Source organism: Rhodococcus sp. IEGM 1370 (assembly GCF_033142325.1).
Taxonomy (GTDB): domain Bacteria; phylum Actinomycetota; class Actinomycetes; order Mycobacteriales; family Mycobacteriaceae; genus Rhodococcoides.
Map to the genome: position 1 here is coordinate 92,304 of NZ_JAWLRY010000017.1, position 18,367 is coordinate 110,670.

General features: G+C 66.0%; 21 protein-coding genes. 11 read left to right on the forward strand and 10 right to left on the reverse strand.

What is annotated here, in order from left to right; translation table 11 throughout:
- The first annotated feature begins 11 nt into the window (after positions 1–11).
- Both R4P47_RS19245 and R4P47_RS19250 read left to right on the forward strand, forming a co-directional pair.
- A complete protein-coding gene (locus tag R4P47_RS19245) occupies positions 12–1,469 on the forward strand; it encodes a M28 family peptidase (protein ID WP_317785480.1) in 1,458 nt (485 codons plus the stop codon).
- 37 nt (positions 1,470–1,506) lie between these two features.
- Positions 1,507–2,328 (forward strand): adenylate/guanylate cyclase domain-containing protein, encoded by an 822-nt coding sequence (locus tag R4P47_RS19250; RefSeq protein ID WP_317785481.1) that lies wholly within the window; start codon positions 1,507–1,509, stop codon positions 2,326–2,328.
- Here R4P47_RS19250 and thiD read toward each other — a convergent pair.
- A complete protein-coding gene (gene thiD / locus R4P47_RS19255; protein ID WP_317785482.1) occupies positions 2,290–3,144 on the reverse strand; it encodes a bifunctional hydroxymethylpyrimidine kinase/phosphomethylpyrimidine kinase in 855 nt (284 codons plus the stop codon). The genes R4P47_RS19250 and thiD overlap by 39 nt on opposite strands.
- A 291-nt stretch (positions 3,145–3,435) precedes the next feature.
- On the opposite strand from thiD, the gene R4P47_RS19260 reads away from it, so the two are divergent.
- The 3 genes from R4P47_RS19260 to R4P47_RS19270 all read left to right on the forward strand — a co-directional run bounded on the left by R4P47_RS19260 (position 3,436) and on the right by R4P47_RS19270 (position 4,909).
- Positions 3,436–3,762, forward strand: coding sequence for a GNAT family N-acetyltransferase (locus tag R4P47_RS19260; protein ID WP_068048077.1), 327 nt, complete (start codon positions 3,436–3,438; stop codon positions 3,760–3,762).
- A 120-nt stretch (positions 3,763–3,882) separates the two neighbouring features.
- Positions 3,883–4,227: a GNAT family N-acetyltransferase gene (locus R4P47_RS19265; protein ID WP_317785493.1), complete on the forward strand. Its 345-nt coding sequence runs from the start codon at positions 3,883–3,885 to the stop codon at positions 4,225–4,227.
- An 85-nt stretch (positions 4,228–4,312) separates the two neighbouring features.
- Positions 4,313–4,909: a hypothetical protein gene (locus tag R4P47_RS19270; RefSeq protein ID WP_317785483.1), complete on the forward strand. Its 597-nt coding sequence runs from the start codon at positions 4,313–4,315 to the stop codon at positions 4,907–4,909.
- Here the strand turns inward: R4P47_RS19270 and R4P47_RS19275 are convergent.
- Genes R4P47_RS19275 through R4P47_RS19285 form a run of 3 tightly spaced genes read right to left on the reverse strand, consistent with a single transcriptional unit; the run spans position 4,879 to position 7,237 of the window.
- A complete protein-coding gene (locus R4P47_RS19275) occupies positions 4,879–5,679 on the reverse strand; it encodes an exodeoxyribonuclease III (protein WP_317785484.1) in 801 nt (266 codons plus the stop codon). The two genes, R4P47_RS19270 and R4P47_RS19275, sit on opposite strands and share 31 nt — an antisense overlap.
- Positions 5,680–5,690: 11 nt before the next feature.
- On the reverse strand, positions 5,691–6,611 hold the full coding sequence (locus R4P47_RS19280; protein WP_411567355.1) for a GNAT family N-acetyltransferase: 921 nt from the start codon (positions 6,609–6,611) through the stop codon (positions 5,691–5,693).
- Between the two features lie 23 nt (positions 6,612–6,634).
- Positions 6,635–7,237, reverse strand: coding sequence for a peptide deformylase (locus tag R4P47_RS19285; RefSeq protein WP_094640994.1), 603 nt, complete (start codon positions 7,235–7,237; stop codon positions 6,635–6,637).
- Between the two features lie 293 nt (positions 7,238–7,530).
- On the opposite strand from R4P47_RS19285, the gene R4P47_RS19290 reads away from it, so the two are divergent.
- The 4 genes from R4P47_RS19290 (at position 7,531) to R4P47_RS19305 (ending at position 10,401) form a co-directional block, all read left to right on the forward strand.
- Positions 7,531–7,869 carry a DUF3263 domain-containing protein gene (locus tag R4P47_RS19290; protein WP_032393769.1) on the forward strand — a complete coding sequence of 113 codons (339 nt, stop codon included), beginning with the start codon at positions 7,531–7,533 and terminating at the stop codon, positions 7,867–7,869.
- Positions 7,870–7,926: 57 nt separating this feature from the next.
- Positions 7,927–8,445 (forward strand): LytR C-terminal domain-containing protein, encoded by a 519-nt coding sequence (locus R4P47_RS19295; RefSeq protein ID WP_317785486.1) that lies wholly within the window; start codon positions 7,927–7,929, stop codon positions 8,443–8,445.
- A gap of 113 nt (positions 8,446–8,558) precedes the next feature.
- Complete coding sequence (gene sodC / locus R4P47_RS19300; protein ID WP_269595060.1) at positions 8,559–9,269, forward strand: superoxide dismutase[Cu-Zn]; 711 nt, start codon at positions 8,559–8,561, stop codon at positions 9,267–9,269.
- Complete coding sequence (locus R4P47_RS19305) at positions 9,232–10,401, forward strand: glutamate--cysteine ligase (protein ID WP_411567354.1); 1,170 nt, start codon at positions 9,232–9,234, stop codon at positions 10,399–10,401. Before sodC ends, R4P47_RS19305 begins: the two co-directional genes overlap by 38 nt.
- Positions 10,402–10,417: 16 nt before the next feature.
- Here the strand turns inward: R4P47_RS19305 and mnhG are convergent, their stop codons facing one another.
- Genes mnhG through R4P47_RS19335 form a run of 6 tightly spaced genes read right to left on the reverse strand, consistent with a single transcriptional unit; the run spans position 10,418 to position 16,786 of the window.
- Complete coding sequence (mnhG, locus tag R4P47_RS19310) at positions 10,418–10,759, reverse strand: monovalent cation/H(+) antiporter subunit G (protein ID WP_068048100.1); 342 nt, start codon at positions 10,757–10,759, stop codon at positions 10,418–10,420.
- A 19-nt stretch (positions 10,760–10,778) separates the two neighbouring features.
- Positions 10,779–11,036, reverse strand: a complete 258-nt coding sequence (locus R4P47_RS19315; protein ID WP_032393772.1) for a monovalent cation/H+ antiporter complex subunit F — start codon at positions 11,034–11,036, stop codon at positions 10,779–10,781.
- Positions 11,033–11,674 (reverse strand): Na+/H+ antiporter subunit E, encoded by a 642-nt coding sequence (locus tag R4P47_RS19320; protein WP_373455139.1) that lies wholly within the window; start codon positions 11,672–11,674, stop codon positions 11,033–11,035. The genes R4P47_RS19315 and R4P47_RS19320 overlap by 4 nt, the downstream gene beginning before the upstream one ends.
- A 2-nt stretch (positions 11,675–11,676) precedes the next feature.
- Positions 11,677–13,320, reverse strand: a complete 1,644-nt coding sequence (locus R4P47_RS19325; RefSeq protein ID WP_094640997.1) for a Na+/H+ antiporter subunit D — start codon at positions 13,318–13,320, stop codon at positions 11,677–11,679.
- Positions 13,317–13,940 (reverse strand): Na(+)/H(+) antiporter subunit C, encoded by a 624-nt coding sequence (locus tag R4P47_RS19330; RefSeq protein WP_068048108.1) that lies wholly within the window; start codon positions 13,938–13,940, stop codon positions 13,317–13,319. Before R4P47_RS19330 ends, R4P47_RS19325 begins: the two co-directional genes overlap by 4 nt.
- Positions 13,937–16,786, reverse strand: coding sequence for a Na+/H+ antiporter subunit A (locus R4P47_RS19335; RefSeq protein WP_317785488.1), 2,850 nt, complete (start codon positions 16,784–16,786; stop codon positions 13,937–13,939). Before R4P47_RS19335 ends, R4P47_RS19330 begins: the two co-directional genes overlap by 4 nt.
- Positions 16,787–17,018: 232 nt before the next feature.
- Here R4P47_RS19335 and R4P47_RS19340 point away from each other — a divergent pair, with 232 nt between their 5' ends.
- Both R4P47_RS19340 and R4P47_RS19345 read left to right on the forward strand, forming a co-directional pair.
- A complete protein-coding gene (locus tag R4P47_RS19340) occupies positions 17,019–17,429 on the forward strand; it encodes an NUDIX hydrolase (protein WP_197477955.1) in 411 nt (136 codons plus the stop codon).
- 61 nt (positions 17,430–17,490) lie between these two features.
- On the forward strand, positions 17,491–18,243 hold the full coding sequence (locus R4P47_RS19345; RefSeq protein ID WP_317785489.1) for an isocitrate lyase/phosphoenolpyruvate mutase family protein: 753 nt from the start codon (positions 17,491–17,493) through the stop codon (positions 18,241–18,243).
- The last annotated feature ends 124 nt before the right edge of the window (positions 18,244–18,367 follow it).

Here is an 18,367-nt window from a genome sequence, read left to right on the forward strand (position 1 = left end):
GGGTGTCCGCTATGCGGATTTCCTTGCTTGCAAGTAGCGCTGTCACTGTCTTGATTCTGGCCGGTTGCTCGTCCACCTCGGACGGGGAACCGGCCAGAGTTTTCGCTACACCCGACGGGCCGGGCCTGTCGGAAGCGGTCACCGAGGAGGCGTTGGTGGGGCACCTCGAACAACTGGAAGCCATCGCCGCCGAGAACGACGGAAACCGCGCGGCCGGCACCGCCGGGTACGACGCGAGTGTCGATTATGTTGTCTCGCAACTCGAATCGGCCGGGTTCGAGGTCACCACCCCGGAATTCGATTTCGACACCTTCGAGGCGCAGACCCAGACCCTGTCGGTGGCGGGTGCCGAGATCCCGGTGTTCGCGCTCAGTTACTCGCCGACCACCACCGCCGAGGGGATCACCGCACGCGTCGTCGGCGCTCCCGCCGGTGCAGACGGCTGCGAGGCGACCGACTACACCGGCCTCGACCTGGCCGGAGCCGTTGCGGTCGTGCCGCGCGGAGTGTGCCCGTTCGGTGTGAAGCAAACTGTTGCAGCGGAACTGGGAGCGGCCGCCGCGATCATCGTCAACAACGAACCGGGACCGCTCGATTCGGGCACACTCGGCGACACCGACACCGCTCGGATTCCGACCGGCGGCGTCAGCCAGGAGGACGGGGCGGCCGTTCTGGCCGCACCCGAGGTGACGCTGACACTTGTCACCGAGACCGAAACGACCACCAGCCGCAACATCATTGCGCAGACCACCACCGGTTCCACCGAGAACGTGGTGGTCACCGGTGCGCATCTGGACAGCGTCCCCGAGGGTCCAGGCATCAATGACAACGGAACCGGTACCGCGGCAGTGCTCGAGACCGCACTGCAGATGGGTAGCGCCCCCGAGGTCACCAACGCGGTGCGTTTCGCGTTCTGGGGTGCCGAGGAGAACGGACTCGTCGGTTCCACCGAGTACGTCGAGGGCCTGTCCGACGAGGACAAGCGAAACATCGCGCTGTACTTGAACTTCGACATGATCGGCTCGAACAATGCCGGTTACCTCGCCTACGACGGAGACGACTCCGACCAGGTGGGTGAGCCCGCCGGACCGGCCGGATCCGACGCCATCGAGCGCACCTTCGTCGAGCGACTGGCGACCGAGGGCGTAGCCGTCGACGGCACCGATTTCGACGGTCGCTCGGATTACGGGCCGTTCATCGAGGTCGGTATCCCCGCCGGTGGTGTGTTCAGCGGCGCGGACGAGAACAAGACCGGCGCGCAGGCCGAGAAGTGGGGTGGCACCGCGGATCAGACCTTCGACGAGAACTACCACACCGATCAGGACACCCTGGCGAACGTCGACCGCGCAGCACTGGCGAAGAACGGCGCGGCGGTGGCCTACGGAATCGGCGTCTACGCGCAGTCGGTGGAGGGCCCCAACGGGGTTCCGGTGGGCGCCGCGCGCGAGGCCGCTCGCGCCGAAGGATGAGGGTAAGTATGTGTAACCGTGGGTTACGCTCGATGCTGTGAACGCAGTCGTCTCCTCGGTCGTGGAGTGGGTCCGCACCACCAATCGAGCGCCCGCGGTGGTCGGGGCGGTTCGGCGTGTGCGCCGCGCACTACCCGGTGACCCCACGTTCGGCGATCCGCTGTCGATCGACGGCCCGGGCAGAGCCATGGCCGTCGCTCGTGTCGCCGACAGGTTCCTGGCTGCGAACGGCCTCGACGACGAACCCGGTGCGTCCCGCGAAGTGGGCCTCGGAGCATTGCAGGTGTGGCAGGCGATCCTCGAACGAGCCGGCCGAGGCCGCGGCGAGCACGACGTCACCATCGTGTTCACCGACCTCGTCGGTTTCTCGTCGTGGTCGCTGCGGGCCGGCGACACCGCCACCCTGACCCTGCTGCGCAAGGTCTCCAAAGCCGTCGAACCCGAGGTCGCATTCCGCGGTGGCCACGTCGTCAAGAGACTGGGCGACGGCATCATGGCAGTGTTCGCCGATCCGGGCAAAGCAGTCGACGCGGTCTTCGCGGCCCGTGAGGCACTGAAGGGCGTCGACGTCGACGGCTACACCCCGACCATGCGCGTCGGCATCCACACCGGCAGCCCGCGGCAGGTGGGATCGGACTGGCTGGGCGTCGACGTCACCGTCGCCGCCCGGGTGATGCAGACCGGCGGCAACGGCAACATCATGATCTCCGCGACGGCCCTGGAGGGGGTCCCGCCGGAGGTGCTCGACGCCTTGCGCGTGGTCTCCAAGCCCTATCGCCGCAGCTTCTTCGCTCCGAAGATCAAGGGCGCACCCGACGACCTACGCATTCTCCGACTCGTGCAGTCGCCACAGCGGTGACACCGGTCCGTGGCCCGCGCCCAGATCGTAGGACGCGGCGAGGCAGCGAGTGACCCACGCCTTGCCGAACGCCACCGCGTCGGGCATGGAGTATCCGTGCGCCAGGGCCGATGCGATCGACGCGGCGAGGGTGTCGCCGCCGCCGTGATCGTTGCCGGTGTCGATGCGTTCGCTGGTGAATTCGAGAAAGGTGTCTCCGTCGAACAGCAGGTCGGTGCTGTGCGTGGAGGTCCGCAGGTGACCGCCCTTGACCAGGGCCCACTGCGCGCCCAGTCCGTGCAGGGCCTCGGCGGCGCGGTGCGCGCTCGAGTCGTCGACCACGTCGATGCCGGTGATGAGCCGAACCTCGTCGAGGTTGGGGGTCACCAGCGAGGCAATGGGAAACAGGGTGTGGCGAATGGCGTCGAGGGCCTCGGCGTGCAACAGAGGATCGCCGTGCATCGACGCGCACACCGGATCGACGACCAACGGAACCGGCTGATCGCGGCCGATACCGACCTCGGTGCAGACGGCCGTGACCGCGTCGATGATCGCGGTGGAGGCCAGCATTCCGGTCTTCGCTGCGCCGACGCCGATGTCGGAGACGACGGAGCGAACCTGCGCGGCGACGACGTCCGGCGGAATCTCGTGGAAGCCCGTCACGCCGACGGTGTTCTGGACCGTGACCGCAGCGACCGCGACACAGGCATGGACGCCGAGCAGTGCCATCGTTCGGCTGTCCGCCTGGATTCCGGCACCGCCACCGGAGTCGGTTCCGGCGATGGTCAGCGCGCGGACTGGAGTCTCGCCGTTGGGCGTGAGCGGTAGGAACTTCACGAGAGAAGACAGTACCGGCGCGTGGGGAGACGGGGGTCGCGGCCGCTGAATCGGATTGCCGAGTCCGTGGCGAAAACTTGGGCAGGCCTTGAATGTTGTTGTATCACAACGTCGAACAGGGCCACTTATGATCCGTACCAGCATTCGTGTCGGGTTCGACGGACAAACCTACGCATCCGAAGGTTTGTTGGTAGAAAAGGTGACAGAGCCACCGTGCGCATGTTTAATAGTGGTGCACGTCACATCGGTTTCACTCGTTCATCACTCCACACACAGCGAAGGAGGCGTCCCATGCTGGCAAGTTCTCCTAGCGCTGATGTCTCGATCAACAAAGACCAGAACCGATTCGAGCTTCGATTGAACGGTGATCTCGTCGGGATCGTCGGCTTCTACGAGGTCGAGGGAAACGGCACGCGTGCGACGCGTACTCACGTCGTGTCCTTCATGCACACCGTCGTCACCGAGGATTTCGGTCATCAGGGTTTGGCCGGCATTCTGGTGCGGCGCGCACTCGACAGTGCGCGGTCGTACGGCTGGAAGGTCAAGCCGGTCTGCACCTACGTTCAGCGCTTCGCCGCGGCCAACCCGGAATACAACGACATGCTCGTCGCTCTCTGACCTCGGGTTCCTGCACGCATCGCCCGGTCACATCAAGGCTGGTCACATTAAGGGCACGACTCGGCGACGATCGGTGCACTCGCCTCGCGTCACATGGACAACACTGGTCTCATGAGTGACATGAGTCACATACTTCCACGGCGGGTCACCGGGCCCGCTCCGGTCGACCGGCCCGTCGTTCGCATCGAGGACGACGTCGATCACAACAGGTTCGACCTCTTCGTCGACGACGAACTCGTCGGCATTCTCGGCTATCGCTTCGGTGAGGGCGACGACGGCCCGGTCGTCGCGCTCATGCACACCGTCGTCAAGGAGGAGTACGGCGACCGCGGGTGGGCGGGCGTGCTGGTGAGGGCGTCGCTGAACACCGCTCGTGATCGGCAGTGGCGCATCGTTCCGATCTGTACCTACGTGCGGCGATACCTGGCGCAGCACGAAGAATTTCTGGATCTGATCGCCGAATAGAGAGCAGTGCTCTTGTTTTATGGGCGTATCGAATGAATACTGCTTCCTGTAGAGAGCGCCGCTCTCGAAAGGTTGGCATTCCCCGATGCGTGTATCCCTGTATCTGTTCGTCGGCATCATGTTCGCCGCGTATCCCACACTGCGTCCCTACTCGGACGAGGTGGGCACGGCGGGAGTCGACGCCTTCGCATCCTCGAACTGGGTGCTCTCCCACACCTTCGCCATGCTCGGCTTCATCGCGCTCGGGCTGACCGTGCTCTACACCGGTCGACGGTCGGAGCTCGCGGTCGTGACCACGTGGATCGGCGTCGGGTTGGTGCTGCCGTACTACGGCGCGGAAACCTTCGCGCTGCATGCGCTGGGTGTCGATGCCGTACAGAACGCGAACCCCGGCCTGATCGATCTGGCCGACTCGATCAGGTACTCGCTCGTACAGTCCGTCATGTTCGGGCTCGGACTGGTGCTGATCGCCGTTGGGCTGGTGGCATTCGCTCTACGCAACCGCTACGCCGCGGTGCTCGCTGCCGGGTTCGTGCTCTTCCTTCCTCAGTTCTACACCCCGCCTGCCGTGCGAATTGCGCACGGAGTGCTGATCGCCGTCGGGGCGATTCTCGCCGCCAGGGCCGTGGCGGACAGGTCGGCGGACTCTGCTCAGCCGATCTCCACGATCACCGGAGCGTGATCGCTCGCTCCCTTACCCTTGCGTTCCTCGCGGTCGATGGACGCGCCGGTCACTCGTGCCGCCAGGGCAGGGGAGGTCAACGCCATGTCGATGCGTAGGCCCTGCTTCTTGGGGAACCGCAACTGCGTGTAGTCCCAGTAGGTGTACGTCCTGGGCTCGGGGGTGAACTGCCGCGTCACCTCGGTGAAGCCGGCGTCGCCGAACGCGGTGAAGGCGTCACGCTCGGCTTGGGAGGTGTGGGTCTTGCCCTCGAACAGTGCGGGATCCCAGACGTCGTCGTCGGTAGGCGCGATGTTCCAGTCGCCGACGAGCGCGATCTGCGCCTGCGGATCGGCCGCCACCCACGCCTGCGCGTCGGCCTTCAGCGCAGCGAGCCACTCGAGCTTGTAGGTGTAATGCGGATCGGCGAGTTCGCGACCGTTGGGCACGTACAGGCTCCAGACGCGCACCCGGTCGCACGTGGCACCGATGGCGCGCGCCTCCTGAGCGGGATCGATCTCGGGATCCTTGCTGAACCCGGGCTGATCCTCGAACCCGACCTGCACATCGTCCAGGCCGACGCGCGATGCGATCGCGACGCCGTTCCACTGGCTCAGCCCGACGTGGGCGACCTCGTACCCGATGTCGGTGAACCGCTGATACGGAAACTGTGCGTCCTTGCACTTGGTTTCCTGCATCGCCAGCACATCGACATCGGATCGCTGCAGCCAATCGACGATTCGATCCTGACGAGAGCGGACGGAGTTCACATTCCAAGTAGCCAAGCGCACGGGAACGAACCTTATCGAACGCCTCCGACAGGCCGGGCATAGCGATACCGATGGTGGTCCTCGAAGCCGAGGTCTCGGTACAGAGCAACGGCTTCGGTGTTGTCGACGGCCACCTGCAGGTACGCGTGTGTCGCGCCATGGCTGCGTCCCCAGCGCACCAGTTCTCCGCACATCAGGGTGCCGAGGCCGTTGCGGCGATGCTCGGGAGAGACCCAGAGCGAGGTCAGTCCCACCCAGCATCGACCGTCCGGGGCGGTGGTGACGGCCGCGCGACCGACGGCGGCCGCCGACGACGAGTGCGCGCCGATCATGCCGAAACCGAGGGTGCCGCCCCGCACTGCGGCGACCACCTCCGCTGCGCCCGCGGGAGCCTCGCTGCCCTGGTAGCGCAGGGAATTCAGCCACTCGGCTGTCGGCTGCGCGGTGACGGCGATAGCCGAATCACCCTCGCGCAGAACGAGCTTCGCGATGTCCGCAGCCATGACAGCGGTCTCGTTGTAGGTCCGCCACCCGGCCGGCGCGCTGCCGAGACGGTCGGGGAGCGAGAGCGTCGGCACCAGTCCGCGAGCGGCGTATCGGTCGACGATCTGCGCGAGAGTCTCGGCCGTCGTCGACGCTCCGGGTTCGAGCGGTGCCGCCGAGTTCGCGCGGCCGGTGAACCCGTGACCGAACCGCAGCTGCCAGCCGTCGATCCACTCCCGCTCTACGCCCGGCCAACCGTCGGCGGCAGCGGCCTCGAGCGAGCGGATCTCCGACGTCCGAATCGGCTTGGGCCCCAGAGGTTTCAACGCTACGACTCGTTCGGCGGCGACCTGCACCAGCGCGCCGTCCCTGCCGCGCACCGAGACCGAGCCTGCGTCCATCGCCACCAATTCGCCGATCACGTCAGTCATCGGGTGGGTGTGGCCGGGTGGCAACCGATAGCGAAGCATCACCCGGGTACCCACCGGGACGGTCAGTCGTCGTCCTCGTCGTCGTGCCCGAACGGGTCGTCCACCGTGCCGGGCGTCCAGCTCAGACCGGGCACGCCCCACCCGGCGCGCTTGATCGCCTTCTTCGCGGCCCGCGCATGTCGACCGATGAGCACGTCCGTGTAGAGGAAGCCGTCGAGATGACCCACCTCGTGCTGAAGCATCCGAGCGAAGAAGCCGTGACCCTCGATGTCGACGGGATCACCCTTGGCATCCGTACCGGTCACCCGGGCCCACTCGGCGCGCCCGGTGGGGTGCTGCTCGCCGGGGACGGACAGGCAGCCCTCGTCGTCGTCGTCCGGATCGGGCATCGTCTCCGGAATCTCGGAGGTCTCGAGTACCGGATTGACGACCTCGCCGCGGCGGCGGAAAACCTTGCCGTCCTCGCCTTGATCGGGGCAGTCGTAGATGAACAGACGCTTGCCGACACCGACCTGATTCGCGGCGAGTCCGACGCCGTTCGCGGCGGCCAACGTCTCGTACATGTCGGCGATCAGCTCGGCCAGCTCGGCGGGTGACTCGGTGACGGGAGCGGTTGCGGTGTGCAGCACCGGATCGCCGACGATCCGGATGGGAAGAATTGCCATGGTCGACAAGGATACCGGGAGTGGAGCCTGCGGAATGACCCGTGGTGAGGAGTGGAGCCTGCGGAATGAGCCAGTGGTGTGCGTCGCGCATGTGGTCGAGTAGGTGGAACACGCCACGCGCGGGCAGCCCGCAGGAGCCGTGTCCCCGGCGTCGGACATGGTTGAATGATCCCCGAAGTACAACTGTGTAATTCGGTCGGCGCTCCTACGGGTGTCGGCAGTACTGGGGGAAGCAGATTTCTCCGGGTGGGTGATCCTGCCGACCCTGGGAAGTCGAGAAGTCGAGGAGTGGGATGGACGGCGCAGCAGCGCGTGACTCGAACCAGTCTCAGCAACCGGGAAGTTCGGACGGCTCTCAGGATCCGAACGAGGTCGGTGCGGACGGACTGAGTCGACGAGAGCACGACATCCTGTCCTTCGAGCGGCAGTGGTGGAAGTACGCCGGGGCCAAGGAAGAGGCCATCAAGGAACTCTTCTCCATGTCGGCGACCCGCTACTACCAGATCCTGAATGCGTTGGTCGATCGTCCCGAGGCGCTCGCCGCGGATCCGATGTTGGTCAAGCGCCTGCGCCGGTTGCGTGCGAGCAGGCAGAAGGCTCGTGCGGCACGTCGGCTGGGTTTCGACGTCTGAGCAGGTCTTGCGTTCCGTGTGCCGAGTCGCCGTCGACGGTCGGCTAGGGTCGATCAGGTGAGCAGCCCGAACCCGGAACAGACCGGGCCACCACTCCGCGCCCTGGCCATGGTGTTGATTTCGCTCGCGATCCTGTTCGCAGCGATCGGGGCGTTGTCTCTGACGGGTTCCGATTCCGACGATGCGGCCGCCGAGCCCGCCGCCGAGACGACGAGCGCACCGGCCGCACAGGCTCCTGCAGCCCAGGTTCCCGCGGGCGATTCGTCGACCGGTGCCGCGGCACCCACCACCACCTCGGGCGCACCCGCCGACGTCGAAGTGCGAGTACTCAACAACTCCAATGTCTCCGGCCTGGCCGCCGGTACCGCCAGCACGTTGACCGCCGAGGGTTGGAACGTCGCCGAGACGGGCAACTTCAGTGAAGACCAGTTCGCGCAGACCGCGGTGTACTACGGCACGACGGCAGGTGAGGAACAGGCCGCGCAGACCATCGCCACGCAGCTCGGCGTCCCGGCCGAACCCAAGCCGACCTCGCTCGAATCCACGGCAGGCGTCGTCGTCATCGTGACCCAGTAGTCCTGCAGCGGCCAGTTCCACAGCGTCGACTTCCGTGCCCGATTCGGCTGAATCGGTCGGCACGTTATCATTTCCGAGCCCGGCGAAACTGCCTGAAAGAGGAGCGATTTCCGATGGACATGTTCAAGCGACGCACTGCCGCGACCCGATCGTTGCGTTACGTGGCCCCGGTCCTCGCGATCGCAGCTCTCGGGCTCTCCGCCTGCAGCAACGGCGAGGTCCCGTCCGACGTCCCCGGCACCGTCCCGCCGGTGTGGACCGGAGAGGCCGACCCGTCGGCAGAAGCTGTCGCCGGCGACAGCCCGGCCGAGTCGAGCTCCGGCGACATCATCGAGGCCGCACTGCGCGACGCCTCCGGTGCCGAGGTCGGCACGGTGTCGTTCGCGTCCGAGGGCGACAAGCTCACCGTCACCGCCGAGGTCGAGGGCATGACCCCCGGCTTCCACGGCTTCCACGTTCACACCGTCGCCGCCTGCGAGCCGAACTCCGTGGCACCGACAGGCGGGGAGCCCGGCGCATTCCTGTCCGCGGGCGGTCACCTGCAGGTCGACGGCCGCACCGAGCACCCGTCCAGCGGTGACCTGACGTCCATCCAGGTCGGCGAGGACGGCACCGGAATGCTCGTCACCACCACCGACGCGATCACACTCGACGATCTGCGTGCCGACGGTGCCGGAACCTCGGTGATCGTGCACGACGGTGCCGACAACTTCGCCAACATCCCGCCGCGGTACACCCTGCCCGACGGTGCCGCCGTGCCGGACATGACGACTCTGATGACCGGCGATGCCGGCTCGCGGGCGGCGTGCGCGGTACTGCAGTAGTTTGAGCGCTCCCCGGATCGACTTCGCGAGTTCACCGCGCCCGACGCTCGGCGTCGAGTGGGAGATCGCGCTGGTCGACAAGAACACGCGAGACCTGGTCAACTCCGCCGAGGCGGTCATGGACGGTGTCCGCGACCTGGCCGGGGACACCCCGCGGGTGACGAAGGAACTGCTCCGCAACACCGTCGAACTCGTCACCGGAGTGTGCGAGAACGTCGGGGAGGCGATGGCAGACCTCGGTGAGTCTCTCTCGCTCGTCGAGCGCGCAGCGGATCCGCTGGGAATCGATCTGTTCTCGGCGGGCACCCATCCGTTCGCCGAGTGGTCCACCCAGCAGCTCACCAGCTCCCCGAGTTACGACGAGTTGATCGCTCGGACGCAGTGGTGGGGTCGGCAGATGCTGATCTGGGGTGTGCACGTGCACGTGGGAGTGTCGTCTCCCGACAAGGTCTTTCCCATTCTCAACTCACTGCTGTTGCAGTACCCGCACCTGCTGGCGCTGTCGGCGTCCTCGCCGATCTGGGCGGGCAACGACACCGGCTACGCCAGCAATCGTGCGTTGATGTTCCAGCAGCTGCCGACGGCCGGGCTGCCGTTCCAGTTCGAGAACTGGCCGCAGTTCGAGGGATTCGTCCGTGATCAGCTCAAGACCGGCGTCATCGAGCAACTCGGCGGCATGCACTGGGACATCCGCCCTGCCCCCAAGTGGGGAACCATCGAGGTTCGGGTGTGCGACGGGGCGTCGACCAAGCGGGAGCTCGCGGCTCTCGTCGTGTTGACGCACTGCCTCATCGTCCATCTCGACGAACGTCTCGAAGCGGGGGAGACCCTGCCGTCGATACCGCCGTGGCACGTGCAGGAGAACAAGTGGCGGGCGGCCCGGTACGGCCTCGATGCCGAGATCATTCTCGACTCGGACAGCAACGAACGTCTGGTCACCGACGACCTGAACGACCTGCTCGAGAAGCTGACGCCGACGGCCGTCCGGTTGAACTGCGTCGACGAGTTGGCCGCGGTGGCCGACATTCCGCGGCTCGGGGCGTCCTACCAGCGTCAGCGGGCGGTGGCCGCGAAATCCAACGGTGACCTGCGAGCCGTCGTGGAATCGTTGGTCACCGACCTCCGCACCTGATCCGGCGCGGCTCGCACTACTCGTCGGGGTCGTTCGGTTCCATCTCGTTGACGATCAGCAGACCGTCGCGACCCCGCTGTTCTCGATAGGCGACGCGGCCCACGGTATGCGCGATCACCGGAGCGGTGACCAGCGTGAAGATGCCCACCAGTACGAGCATCCAGATGTCGACGTTGCCGCGCAGGCTGATGATGGCACCGATCAGCACCATGATCAGACCGACCACCTGCGGCTTGGTGGCCGCGTGCATCCGCGAGAGGGTATCGGGGAAGCGCACGATGCCGACGGCTGCGGTGAAGGCGAGCAGTGCTCCGAACAGGATGAAGGCCGAGGCAATGACCTGGGCTACGGTGCTCATTCGTCCCTCACTGTGTCACTCATTCGTCCCTCACTCTGAATCGCGCGATGCTGACCGACCCGACGAAGCTGACCAAGGACAGCGCGACGATGGCCGGTACGAGGGTGGTGTCGCGGCTGTAGACGGCCCACACTCCGAGACCGCACATCGAGACGGCCAGGATCGTGTCCATCGCGACGAGACGGTCGAGCGTGCTCGGTCCGTCGAGCAGTCGGTATGCGGTGAGGATCGCGGCACCGATCAGGAGGGCTCCGGCTATCGCCAGGACGACGGTCACGACCAGTCCCCCTTCCTCTTGTCGTCGGTCTTCTTGTCGTCTCTCGGGGCGTCGCGGTCCGTCGATGCCGGATCGTCACCGAGCACTCCGTGGTACTGCTCGTACTCCTGGAAGTGCAGCGGGCTCGGCTTCCAGTCGGAGTCTCGCTCGAACGCCGCGATGAAGAGTTTCTCCAGGTTTCGTACGTAGGCGTAGAAGCCGTCGACGGCCTTCTGCGTGCCCATGTCCAGCACGTGCACGTAGAGTAGGCGTCGGGTTCGGTCTATCTCGAGCACCATGGTGCCGGGCACGAGGTTCATCGCGTCGACGAACAGGGTGAGCACCAGATCGGACTTGATCGCGATGCGGCAGCGCAGCACGCCGGTGACCGGCGGTGCTTTCGGGCGGATCGCCAACCAGGCCACATTGACGCTGGATTCCCCTGCGTAGTAGAGAAATACGACGGCCAGCTTGACGAGTGACAACACGTGGATGCGGCCCTCGACCGGAACACGAGGCAACGGCAGCAGCACCATGATGAGCAGTCCCACCGCGATACCGCCCAGCACGTTCGCCGCAGAGACGTTGCCCCACAACAGAACCCAGATTGCCGTCAGCCACGCGAGCGTCCACAGGCGCAGCAGAACGGAGCGGTTCATCTTCATCGGGTGCCCTCCTCGTTCGTGCGCGACTGCTCGTAGGCCTGATCGCCGACCCATTCCGCACCGCGCACCGCATCGATGTACACCGACCGATCGCGAAGGTCTGCCGCAGCGCGATCGCTGATGTCGATGATGGGGCCGGCGAACACCGTCATGGCCAGGCCGACGGCCACGAGCCCGATGGTCGGAAGCAACATGAAGGCGGGCATCCGGCCCACGTCCTCGCGGTCACCGAACTGAATGTCGGACGAGTCGTCGAGAAGAGCGGACGGGCTGTTGTCGGCCAGGTCGCCCTCGGGAGCGTCGGCGCGAGCTCGCCAGAACGCCTTGGTCCAGACTCGGGCGACGACGTACAGCGTCAACAGGCTGGTGACGGTTCCACCCGCGACGAGCAACCAGGCCAACACGCTGCCCTGCTCGCTACCGGCCTGCAGCAGTGCGACCTTTCCGATGAAACCCGAGAACGGCGGAATGCCACCGAGATTGAGGGCCGGCACCAGGAACACGATCGCCAGCACCGGGCTGGCCGCAGCCAGACCGCCGAGGCGTCGAAGCGACGACGAACCGGCCTGACGCTCGATGAGACCGACGACGAGGAACAGCGTCGTCTGCACCAAAATGTGGTGGGCGACGTAGTAGATCGAGCCGGACAATCCCGATTGTGTCGACAGCGCGACGCCGAAGATCATGTAGCCGATATGGCTGACGAGGGTGAACGACAACAGTCGCTTGATGTCGCTCTGCGCGATGGAGCCGAGGATACCGACGAGCATCGTCAGCAGGCCGCAGACCATCAGTACGTTGTCGAGTGAGCCGTCCGGGAACAGCAGGGTGTGCGCGCGGATGATCGCGTACACACCGACTTTCGTCAGCAGGCCGGCGAACACGGCGGTGACCGGTGCCGGGGCGGTGGGATACGAGTCGGGCAGCCACGTCGAGAGCGGGAACACCGCGGCCTTGATGCCGAACGCGACCAGTAGAACCGCGAAGATCGCGGTTCTGGTTCCGGGGGTGATGTCGTCCATACGCACCGCGATGTGGGCCAGGTTCAGCGTTCCGGTGGCTGCGTAGACCAGCGCGATGCCGATCAGGAAGATCAGCGAGGACACCATCGACACCATCACGTACGACACGCCCGCACGCACGCGGTCGGCACTCGCGCCGAGTGTCAGCAACACGAACGACGCCGCGAGCAGCACCTCGAAGCCGACGAACAGGTTGAACAGGTCGCCTGCGAGGAACGCGTTGCAGACACCTGCGGTCAATGCGAGGTAGGTCGGCAGGAAGATGGAGACGGGCTGATTCTCGCTACCGTCGCGGATGCCCTGGCCGATCGAGTAGACCATGACGGCCAGCAACACGATGGACGAGACGACGAGCATCATCGCCGATAGACGGTCCACCACGAGGGAGATGCCGAGCGGGGAATCCCAACCGCCGACCTGCAGTGCGCTGGTGCCGTCGCGATCGGCGAGATAGAGCATCACCGACGAGATCGCGACCACCGCGGTGAGCGCGACGATGGTGATGAATCGCTGAGCGCGAGGCCGTCGCCCCAGCACCAGGGTCGACGCGGCGGCGAGCATCGGAATCAGTACCGGCAGCGGAGTCAGAACGTCGATCACTGCGGGGGAGATCGTCATGCGTGGTCTCCCTTCTCATCTGGGCGGCTGTCGTCCTTCTCGGCGGTGTCGAGTCCGTCCAGCCCGCGCAGCTGCGGATTGTCGTCGTCGTTGTCGAAATCACCGTCGTGCAGATCCTCGTAGCACTCGAGATCCTCGAGGTTTCTGATCTCCTCGAGCGGAATGGGGTTGCCCTTCGAGTCGAATGCGTCGCCGCCGAAGCTCGGCTCGCCCGTCACCGGGTCGTCCGAGCGGTCGCGGTCGGGGGCCTCGGCCATCGAGCGGCGCCGGGAGACCTTGGTGTCCTCGGGGTCGTTCTCGACGTCGTCCTTGGTGTTGAGGGTGAACGACCGGTAGGCCAGAGCCAGCACGAACGCCGCGATTCCCATCGTGATGACGATTGCCGTCAGGATCACCGCCTGGGCCAGGGGGTCCGCCATCTCCTGGTTCACCGCGTTGTCCCGACCCACGATGGGCGGGGCTCCCGCAGGGCCGGCGATCGTGAGCATGAGCAGGTTGACGCCGTTGCCGACGAGTAGCAGGCCCAGCAGCATCTTGGTGATACTGCGCTCGAGCAGCAGATACACACCCGCCGCGATGAGGACACCGACAATGACGAGCATTCCGAGATCAGCGGTCATGGGGCGCTCACTCGGCCTTGGCTCTGCATTTCCACCTGTGCGTCGAGACGCGCGCCGAGACTACGGAGCACGTCGAGTACCAACCCGACCACGATGAGATACACACCGAGGTCGAAGAACAATGCGGTGACCAACTTGATGTCGCCGAGGATCGGCAACGTCACCTCCAACGTCGCCGAGGACAACGCCGGGGCTCCGAGGAACATCGACGCCACCGCGGTTCCGGCCGCGAAGATCAAGCCGAGTCCGAGGATCTTTCCGGCGTCGATCGGAACTGTCTCACCGAGCTCGTAGCGGCCACCGGCCAAGTACCTCAGCACCAGCGCCAGGCCGGCGGTGAGACCACCGGCGAAACCGCCGCCGGGAGCGTTGTGACCGGAGAAGAAGAAGTAGATAGAGAGCACCATGATCGTCGGGAAGATCAATCGCGTCGTGACCTCGAGAATCAACGAGCGATGACGCGGATCGATCAGATCGCCGCCGAGCAGCCACGTCGTCTCCGCCGCGTAGTTCGCATCGGAGGACGACGAGGGGGCGTCGGACACCCGCGGAGCGCTACCGAACCGGCGGTTGCGGAAGACCAGGCTCGCCACGCCCGTAGCCGCGACGAGCAAGACGCAGATCTCGCCGAGAGTGTCCCAGGCGCGGATGTCCACGAGGATCACGTTGATGACGTTCTGGCCGTCGCCCAGGTTGTATGCGGCGTCCGGCAGGAGCAGCGACACCGGGTCTGTGTTTCGGGCGTTCATCGCGAACGCACCCAGGATGCTCACGGTCGCCCCGACGGCGACGGCGAGCACCGCGCGAGGTCCACGCGATCCGGCCGAACCCCGGTCGTCGACCTCGGCCGGGAGCTTGCGCAGGACGAGCACGAACATCACGAGGGTCAAGGTCTCGACGAGGAACTGGGTCAGCGCCAGGTCCGGGGCACCGTGGATGGCGAAGATGACTCCGCAGCCGTAGCCGGTGAGACCGACGAGAATGACGCTGGCCAAGCGGTTGCGCATCACCGTGGCTCCGAGGCCACCCGCGATCATGATGGCCCCGATGATCAGCTGCAACGGGTTGTTCCACAGGGTGTAGTCCAAGTCCGGTTCTGCGCCGAGGATCAGCACGATCATCGGCAGCAGCACCAGCGTCAGCAGGATCGTGCCCTGAGTGAGAGGGAGCGAACCGCGCTGCGTGGTGCCGGTGAGGCGGATGGACAGGGTGTCCATGGACTTGAGCACGTTGTCGTAGATGCGGTCTGCGTTGCCGAGCGGAGGATGCTCGAACTTGAGCCGGTTGACCACCCGATGCGCGATGAACAACCCGACACCACCGGTGACGACGACGACTGTCAGCGCCAACGGCATATTGAATCCGTGCCAGAGCGCCAGGTGGTACGGCTCCTGGCCGTACGACGGCAGCGTGCGAGCGTACGGGCTGACGATGCGATCGACGATGGAGGACGCGAATCCGGCGACCAGACCGAGCACCGCCAGGAAGGCGGGTGCGGCGAGGAACAGGGCTGCCGGCGCGTGCATCGCCTTGACCGACGGACTCGCCCGCTTGAGCTGCTTGCGCGCGAACGCGCCCCAGACGAACCGAATGCTGTAGGTGACCGTGAGTATCGATCCGATCACCAGGCCTGCGACGACGAAGGCCGCGACCGTGGGATCGAGCGTCGGGGTGCTGATCACGGCCGACAACGCCGTCTCCTTGCCGACGAACCCGAGCATCGGCGGAAGTCCGGCCATGCTGGCCGCGGCCAGCGCGGCTATCGCGGCGAGCCAGGGAGCCTTCTTGCCCAGGTGGGCCAGTTTGCGGATGTCGCGGGTGCCGGTGGTGTGATCGATGATGCCGACGACCATGAACAGCGCCGCTTTGAACATCGCGTGGGCGATCACCATCGTCAGGCCGGCGAGCATCGCCTTCTCCGAGCCGATGCCGACCAACACCATGAGGAAGCCGAGCTGGCTGACGGTGCCGAACGCGAGTATCAGCTTGAGGTCGAATGCGCGCAGAGCTCGCCACCCGGCCAGGATCATCGACAGCAGTCCGAGGCTGATCACCGTGGCTCGCCACGGGCCGGAATCGGCGAACCCCGGGGCCAGGCGCGCGACCAGGTAGATGCCCGCTTTGACCATGGCAGCGGCATGGAGGTATCCGCTGACCGGTGTCGGGGCGGCCATGGCTCCGGGGAGCCAGAAGTGCAGTGGCACGATGGCCGACTTGCTCAGTGCGCCGATGAGGACCAGCACGATCGCGACACCGGGCAACCAGCCGCCCGGCGCGTTCGCGACCAGCTCCGAGAGGTTGTAGGTGCCGGACACCTGGCCGAGGATGATGATGCCGACCAACATCGCCAGGCCGCCCGCGGTGGTGACGAGCAGTGCCTGGGTGGCCGCTCGTCTGCTCGACGCTCGCTCGGCGTAGTGGCCGACGAGCAGGAACGACAGGACGGTGGTGACTTCCCAGAAGATGTAGAGCACCAGCATGTTGTCACTGGTGATGAGGCCGAACATCGCACCGGAGAAGGCGACCATTTCGGCGGCGAACAGCCCGAGCCGGGGCTCGTCGTCCTCGAAGTAGCGCGCACAGTAGAGCAGAATCAGTGCGCCGATGCCGAGGACCAGCAGCGACATGATGGCCGCGAGGGAGTCGAACCGCATGTCGATGTTCATCGACAGGCCAGGGACCCATTCGATGTTCAGTTTCTGTTCGGTTCCCCAGTTGCCGAACACCCAGATCAGGCTGAGCAGGGGTACGAGCGCGAGCGGGAAAAAGGCATTGCGACCCCACCAGCGGACGAACAGTGGCGCGAGCAGCGCGGCGGCGGCGTGCGCAAGAAGAATGGCGAGCAAAAATCACTCCGTCGTCTCGGTCGCATCGGCGGTGAAACCGAGCGGTGGTCGTAGGGCGGCGATGAGTAGGGTGTGCGAAGTCCGTGTGAAGTTCGATGTGAAGCTTTGAGAAATAATGAACCGGTTGCCGAGCGGCAGCCGCGAGTTGTCGTTGTCCACTTTACTTTGCGAGGTAGGCGGCGTGCCAGGCGGTACAGAACGGTGCGGGTCCGTGAGTGAGGGGAGCGCGTCGGTGACCGATCCGAGGCTCATTCGGACCGCCGGGCTGGCGTACGTCCGAGATCGTCGAATGATCCAGACCCGATCGGCCGGAAAATCCGCGTTCTACATGGCGGGCGGAAAGATCGACCCGGGCGAGACGCCCGAGCAAGCATTGCATCGCGAGATCAGGGAAGAGCTCGATGCTGCGGTGACGGACGCCCGGCTCCTCGGGGTGTTCGAATGTGAGGCCTGGGGGCACCCGGCAGGAACTCCGCTCGAGATCACGTGTTTCCTCGCCGATCTGGCGACCGAGCCGACGCCGACCAGCGAGATCGCAGAGATCAGGTACTTCACCCGAGACGAGTACGCCGCCATGCCGGACGTCGCTCCGGGATCGCTGATGGTGTTCGACCGGATGAAAGCGCTCGATTTGATCGACTGAAGCGCGTATGTTGGTCGTGGAGAGAACGTACGTTCTCTGTCGGTCACCGCGAAGGAGTCTCATGACGAACCTGTCCCAGAAAGCCACCACCCTGCTCGAGCTGCACAAGCCGGGCAACCCGGTCGTATTGCCGACGGTGTGGGACGCCTGGTCTGCCAACCTCGCCGTCTCCGCCGGGTTCACCGCGCTGACCGTCGGAAGCCACCCCGTCTCGGACTCCATCGGCAAGCCCGACAACGAGGGCATCACCTTCGACGAACTGCTCACCCGCATCTCGCAGATCTCCGCCGCCGTGGACGCACCCCTGTCGGTCGACATCGAATCCGGCTACGGCGAGGACCCCAAGCGACTCATCGACGGACTGATCTCTGCCGGAGCCGTCGGCCTCAACATCGAGGACACCGTGCACAGCGAAGGCGGACGCCTCCGCGAAGCGCAAGAACATGCCGACTTCGTCGGAGCACTGCGCGCAGCATCCGACGCCACCGACGTCCACGTGGTCATCAACGCCCGCACCGACCTGTTCGTCAAGGCGATCGGCGACGAGAGCGACCGCGTCGACCGCGCCATCGCCCGGCTGAAGCTGTGCGCCGCAGCCGGTGCCGACTCGCTCTACCCCGTCGGCTTCCACAACGACGCGGACTACAAGCGTCTCGCCGAGGAACTCCCGCTGCCGATCAACGCCATCGCCAACCCGGCCGAGGGCGACCTGTCGCACTTCGCCTCCCTGGGCGTGGGTCGCATCAGCTTCGGCCCGATCTTCCAGATGGAACTGGCCAAGCGGGCAGAGGAAATCCTCGGCCGCTGGAAGTGAGAGCGGCTGCGCAGTGGTGGGGGGGGGGGGGGGGGGGGGGGGGGGGGGGGGCGGCGGCCGCCGGCGGGGCCCCGCCCGCCCCCGGCCCCCCCCCCCGCCGCGCCGGCCCGGGCCGCCGGCCGCG

Bases quoted from the DNA above. Each gene is read 5' to 3' on its own strand.
- R4P47_RS19325 (WP_094640997.1), bottom strand. From the start codon at position 13,320: ATGACGATCTCCCCCGCAGTGATCGACGTTCTGACTCCGCTGCCGGTA.
- R4P47_RS19285 (WP_094640994.1), bottom strand. From the start codon at position 7,237: ATGGCAATTCTTCCCATCCGGATCGTCGGCGATCCGGTGCTGCACACC.
- mnhG (WP_068048100.1), bottom strand. From the start codon at position 10,759: ATGAGCACCGTAGCCCAGGTCATTGCCTCGGCCTTCATCCTGTTCGGA.
- R4P47_RS19280 (WP_411567355.1), bottom strand. From the start codon at position 6,611: ATGCTTCGCTATCGGTTGCCACCCGGCCACACCCACCCGATGACTGAC.
- R4P47_RS19260 (WP_068048077.1), top strand. From the start codon at position 3,436: ATGCTGGCAAGTTCTCCTAGCGCTGATGTCTCGATCAACAAAGACCAG.
- R4P47_RS19330 (WP_068048108.1), bottom strand. From the start codon at position 13,940: ATGACCGCTGATCTCGGAATGCTCGTCATTGTCGGTGTCCTCATCGCG.
- R4P47_RS19245 (WP_317785480.1), top strand. From the start codon at position 12: ATGCGGATTTCCTTGCTTGCAAGTAGCGCTGTCACTGTCTTGATTCTG.
- R4P47_RS19290 (WP_032393769.1), top strand. From the start codon at position 7,531: ATGGACGGCGCAGCAGCGCGTGACTCGAACCAGTCTCAGCAACCGGGA.
- sodC (WP_269595060.1), top strand. From the start codon at position 8,559: ATGGACATGTTCAAGCGACGCACTGCCGCGACCCGATCGTTGCGTTAC.
- R4P47_RS19265 (WP_317785493.1), top strand. From the start codon at position 3,883: ATGAGTCACATACTTCCACGGCGGGTCACCGGGCCCGCTCCGGTCGAC.
- R4P47_RS19270 (WP_317785483.1), top strand. From the start codon at position 4,313: ATGCGTGTATCCCTGTATCTGTTCGTCGGCATCATGTTCGCCGCGTAT.
- R4P47_RS19320 (WP_373455139.1), bottom strand. From the start codon at position 11,674: ATGAACCGCTCCGTTCTGCTGCGCCTGTGGACGCTCGCGTGGCTGACG.
- R4P47_RS19305 (WP_411567354.1), top strand. From the start codon at position 9,232: ATGCCGGCTCGCGGGCGGCGTGCGCGGTACTGCAGTAGTTTGAGCGCT.
- R4P47_RS19345 (WP_317785489.1), top strand. From the start codon at position 17,491: ATGACGAACCTGTCCCAGAAAGCCACCACCCTGCTCGAGCTGCACAAG.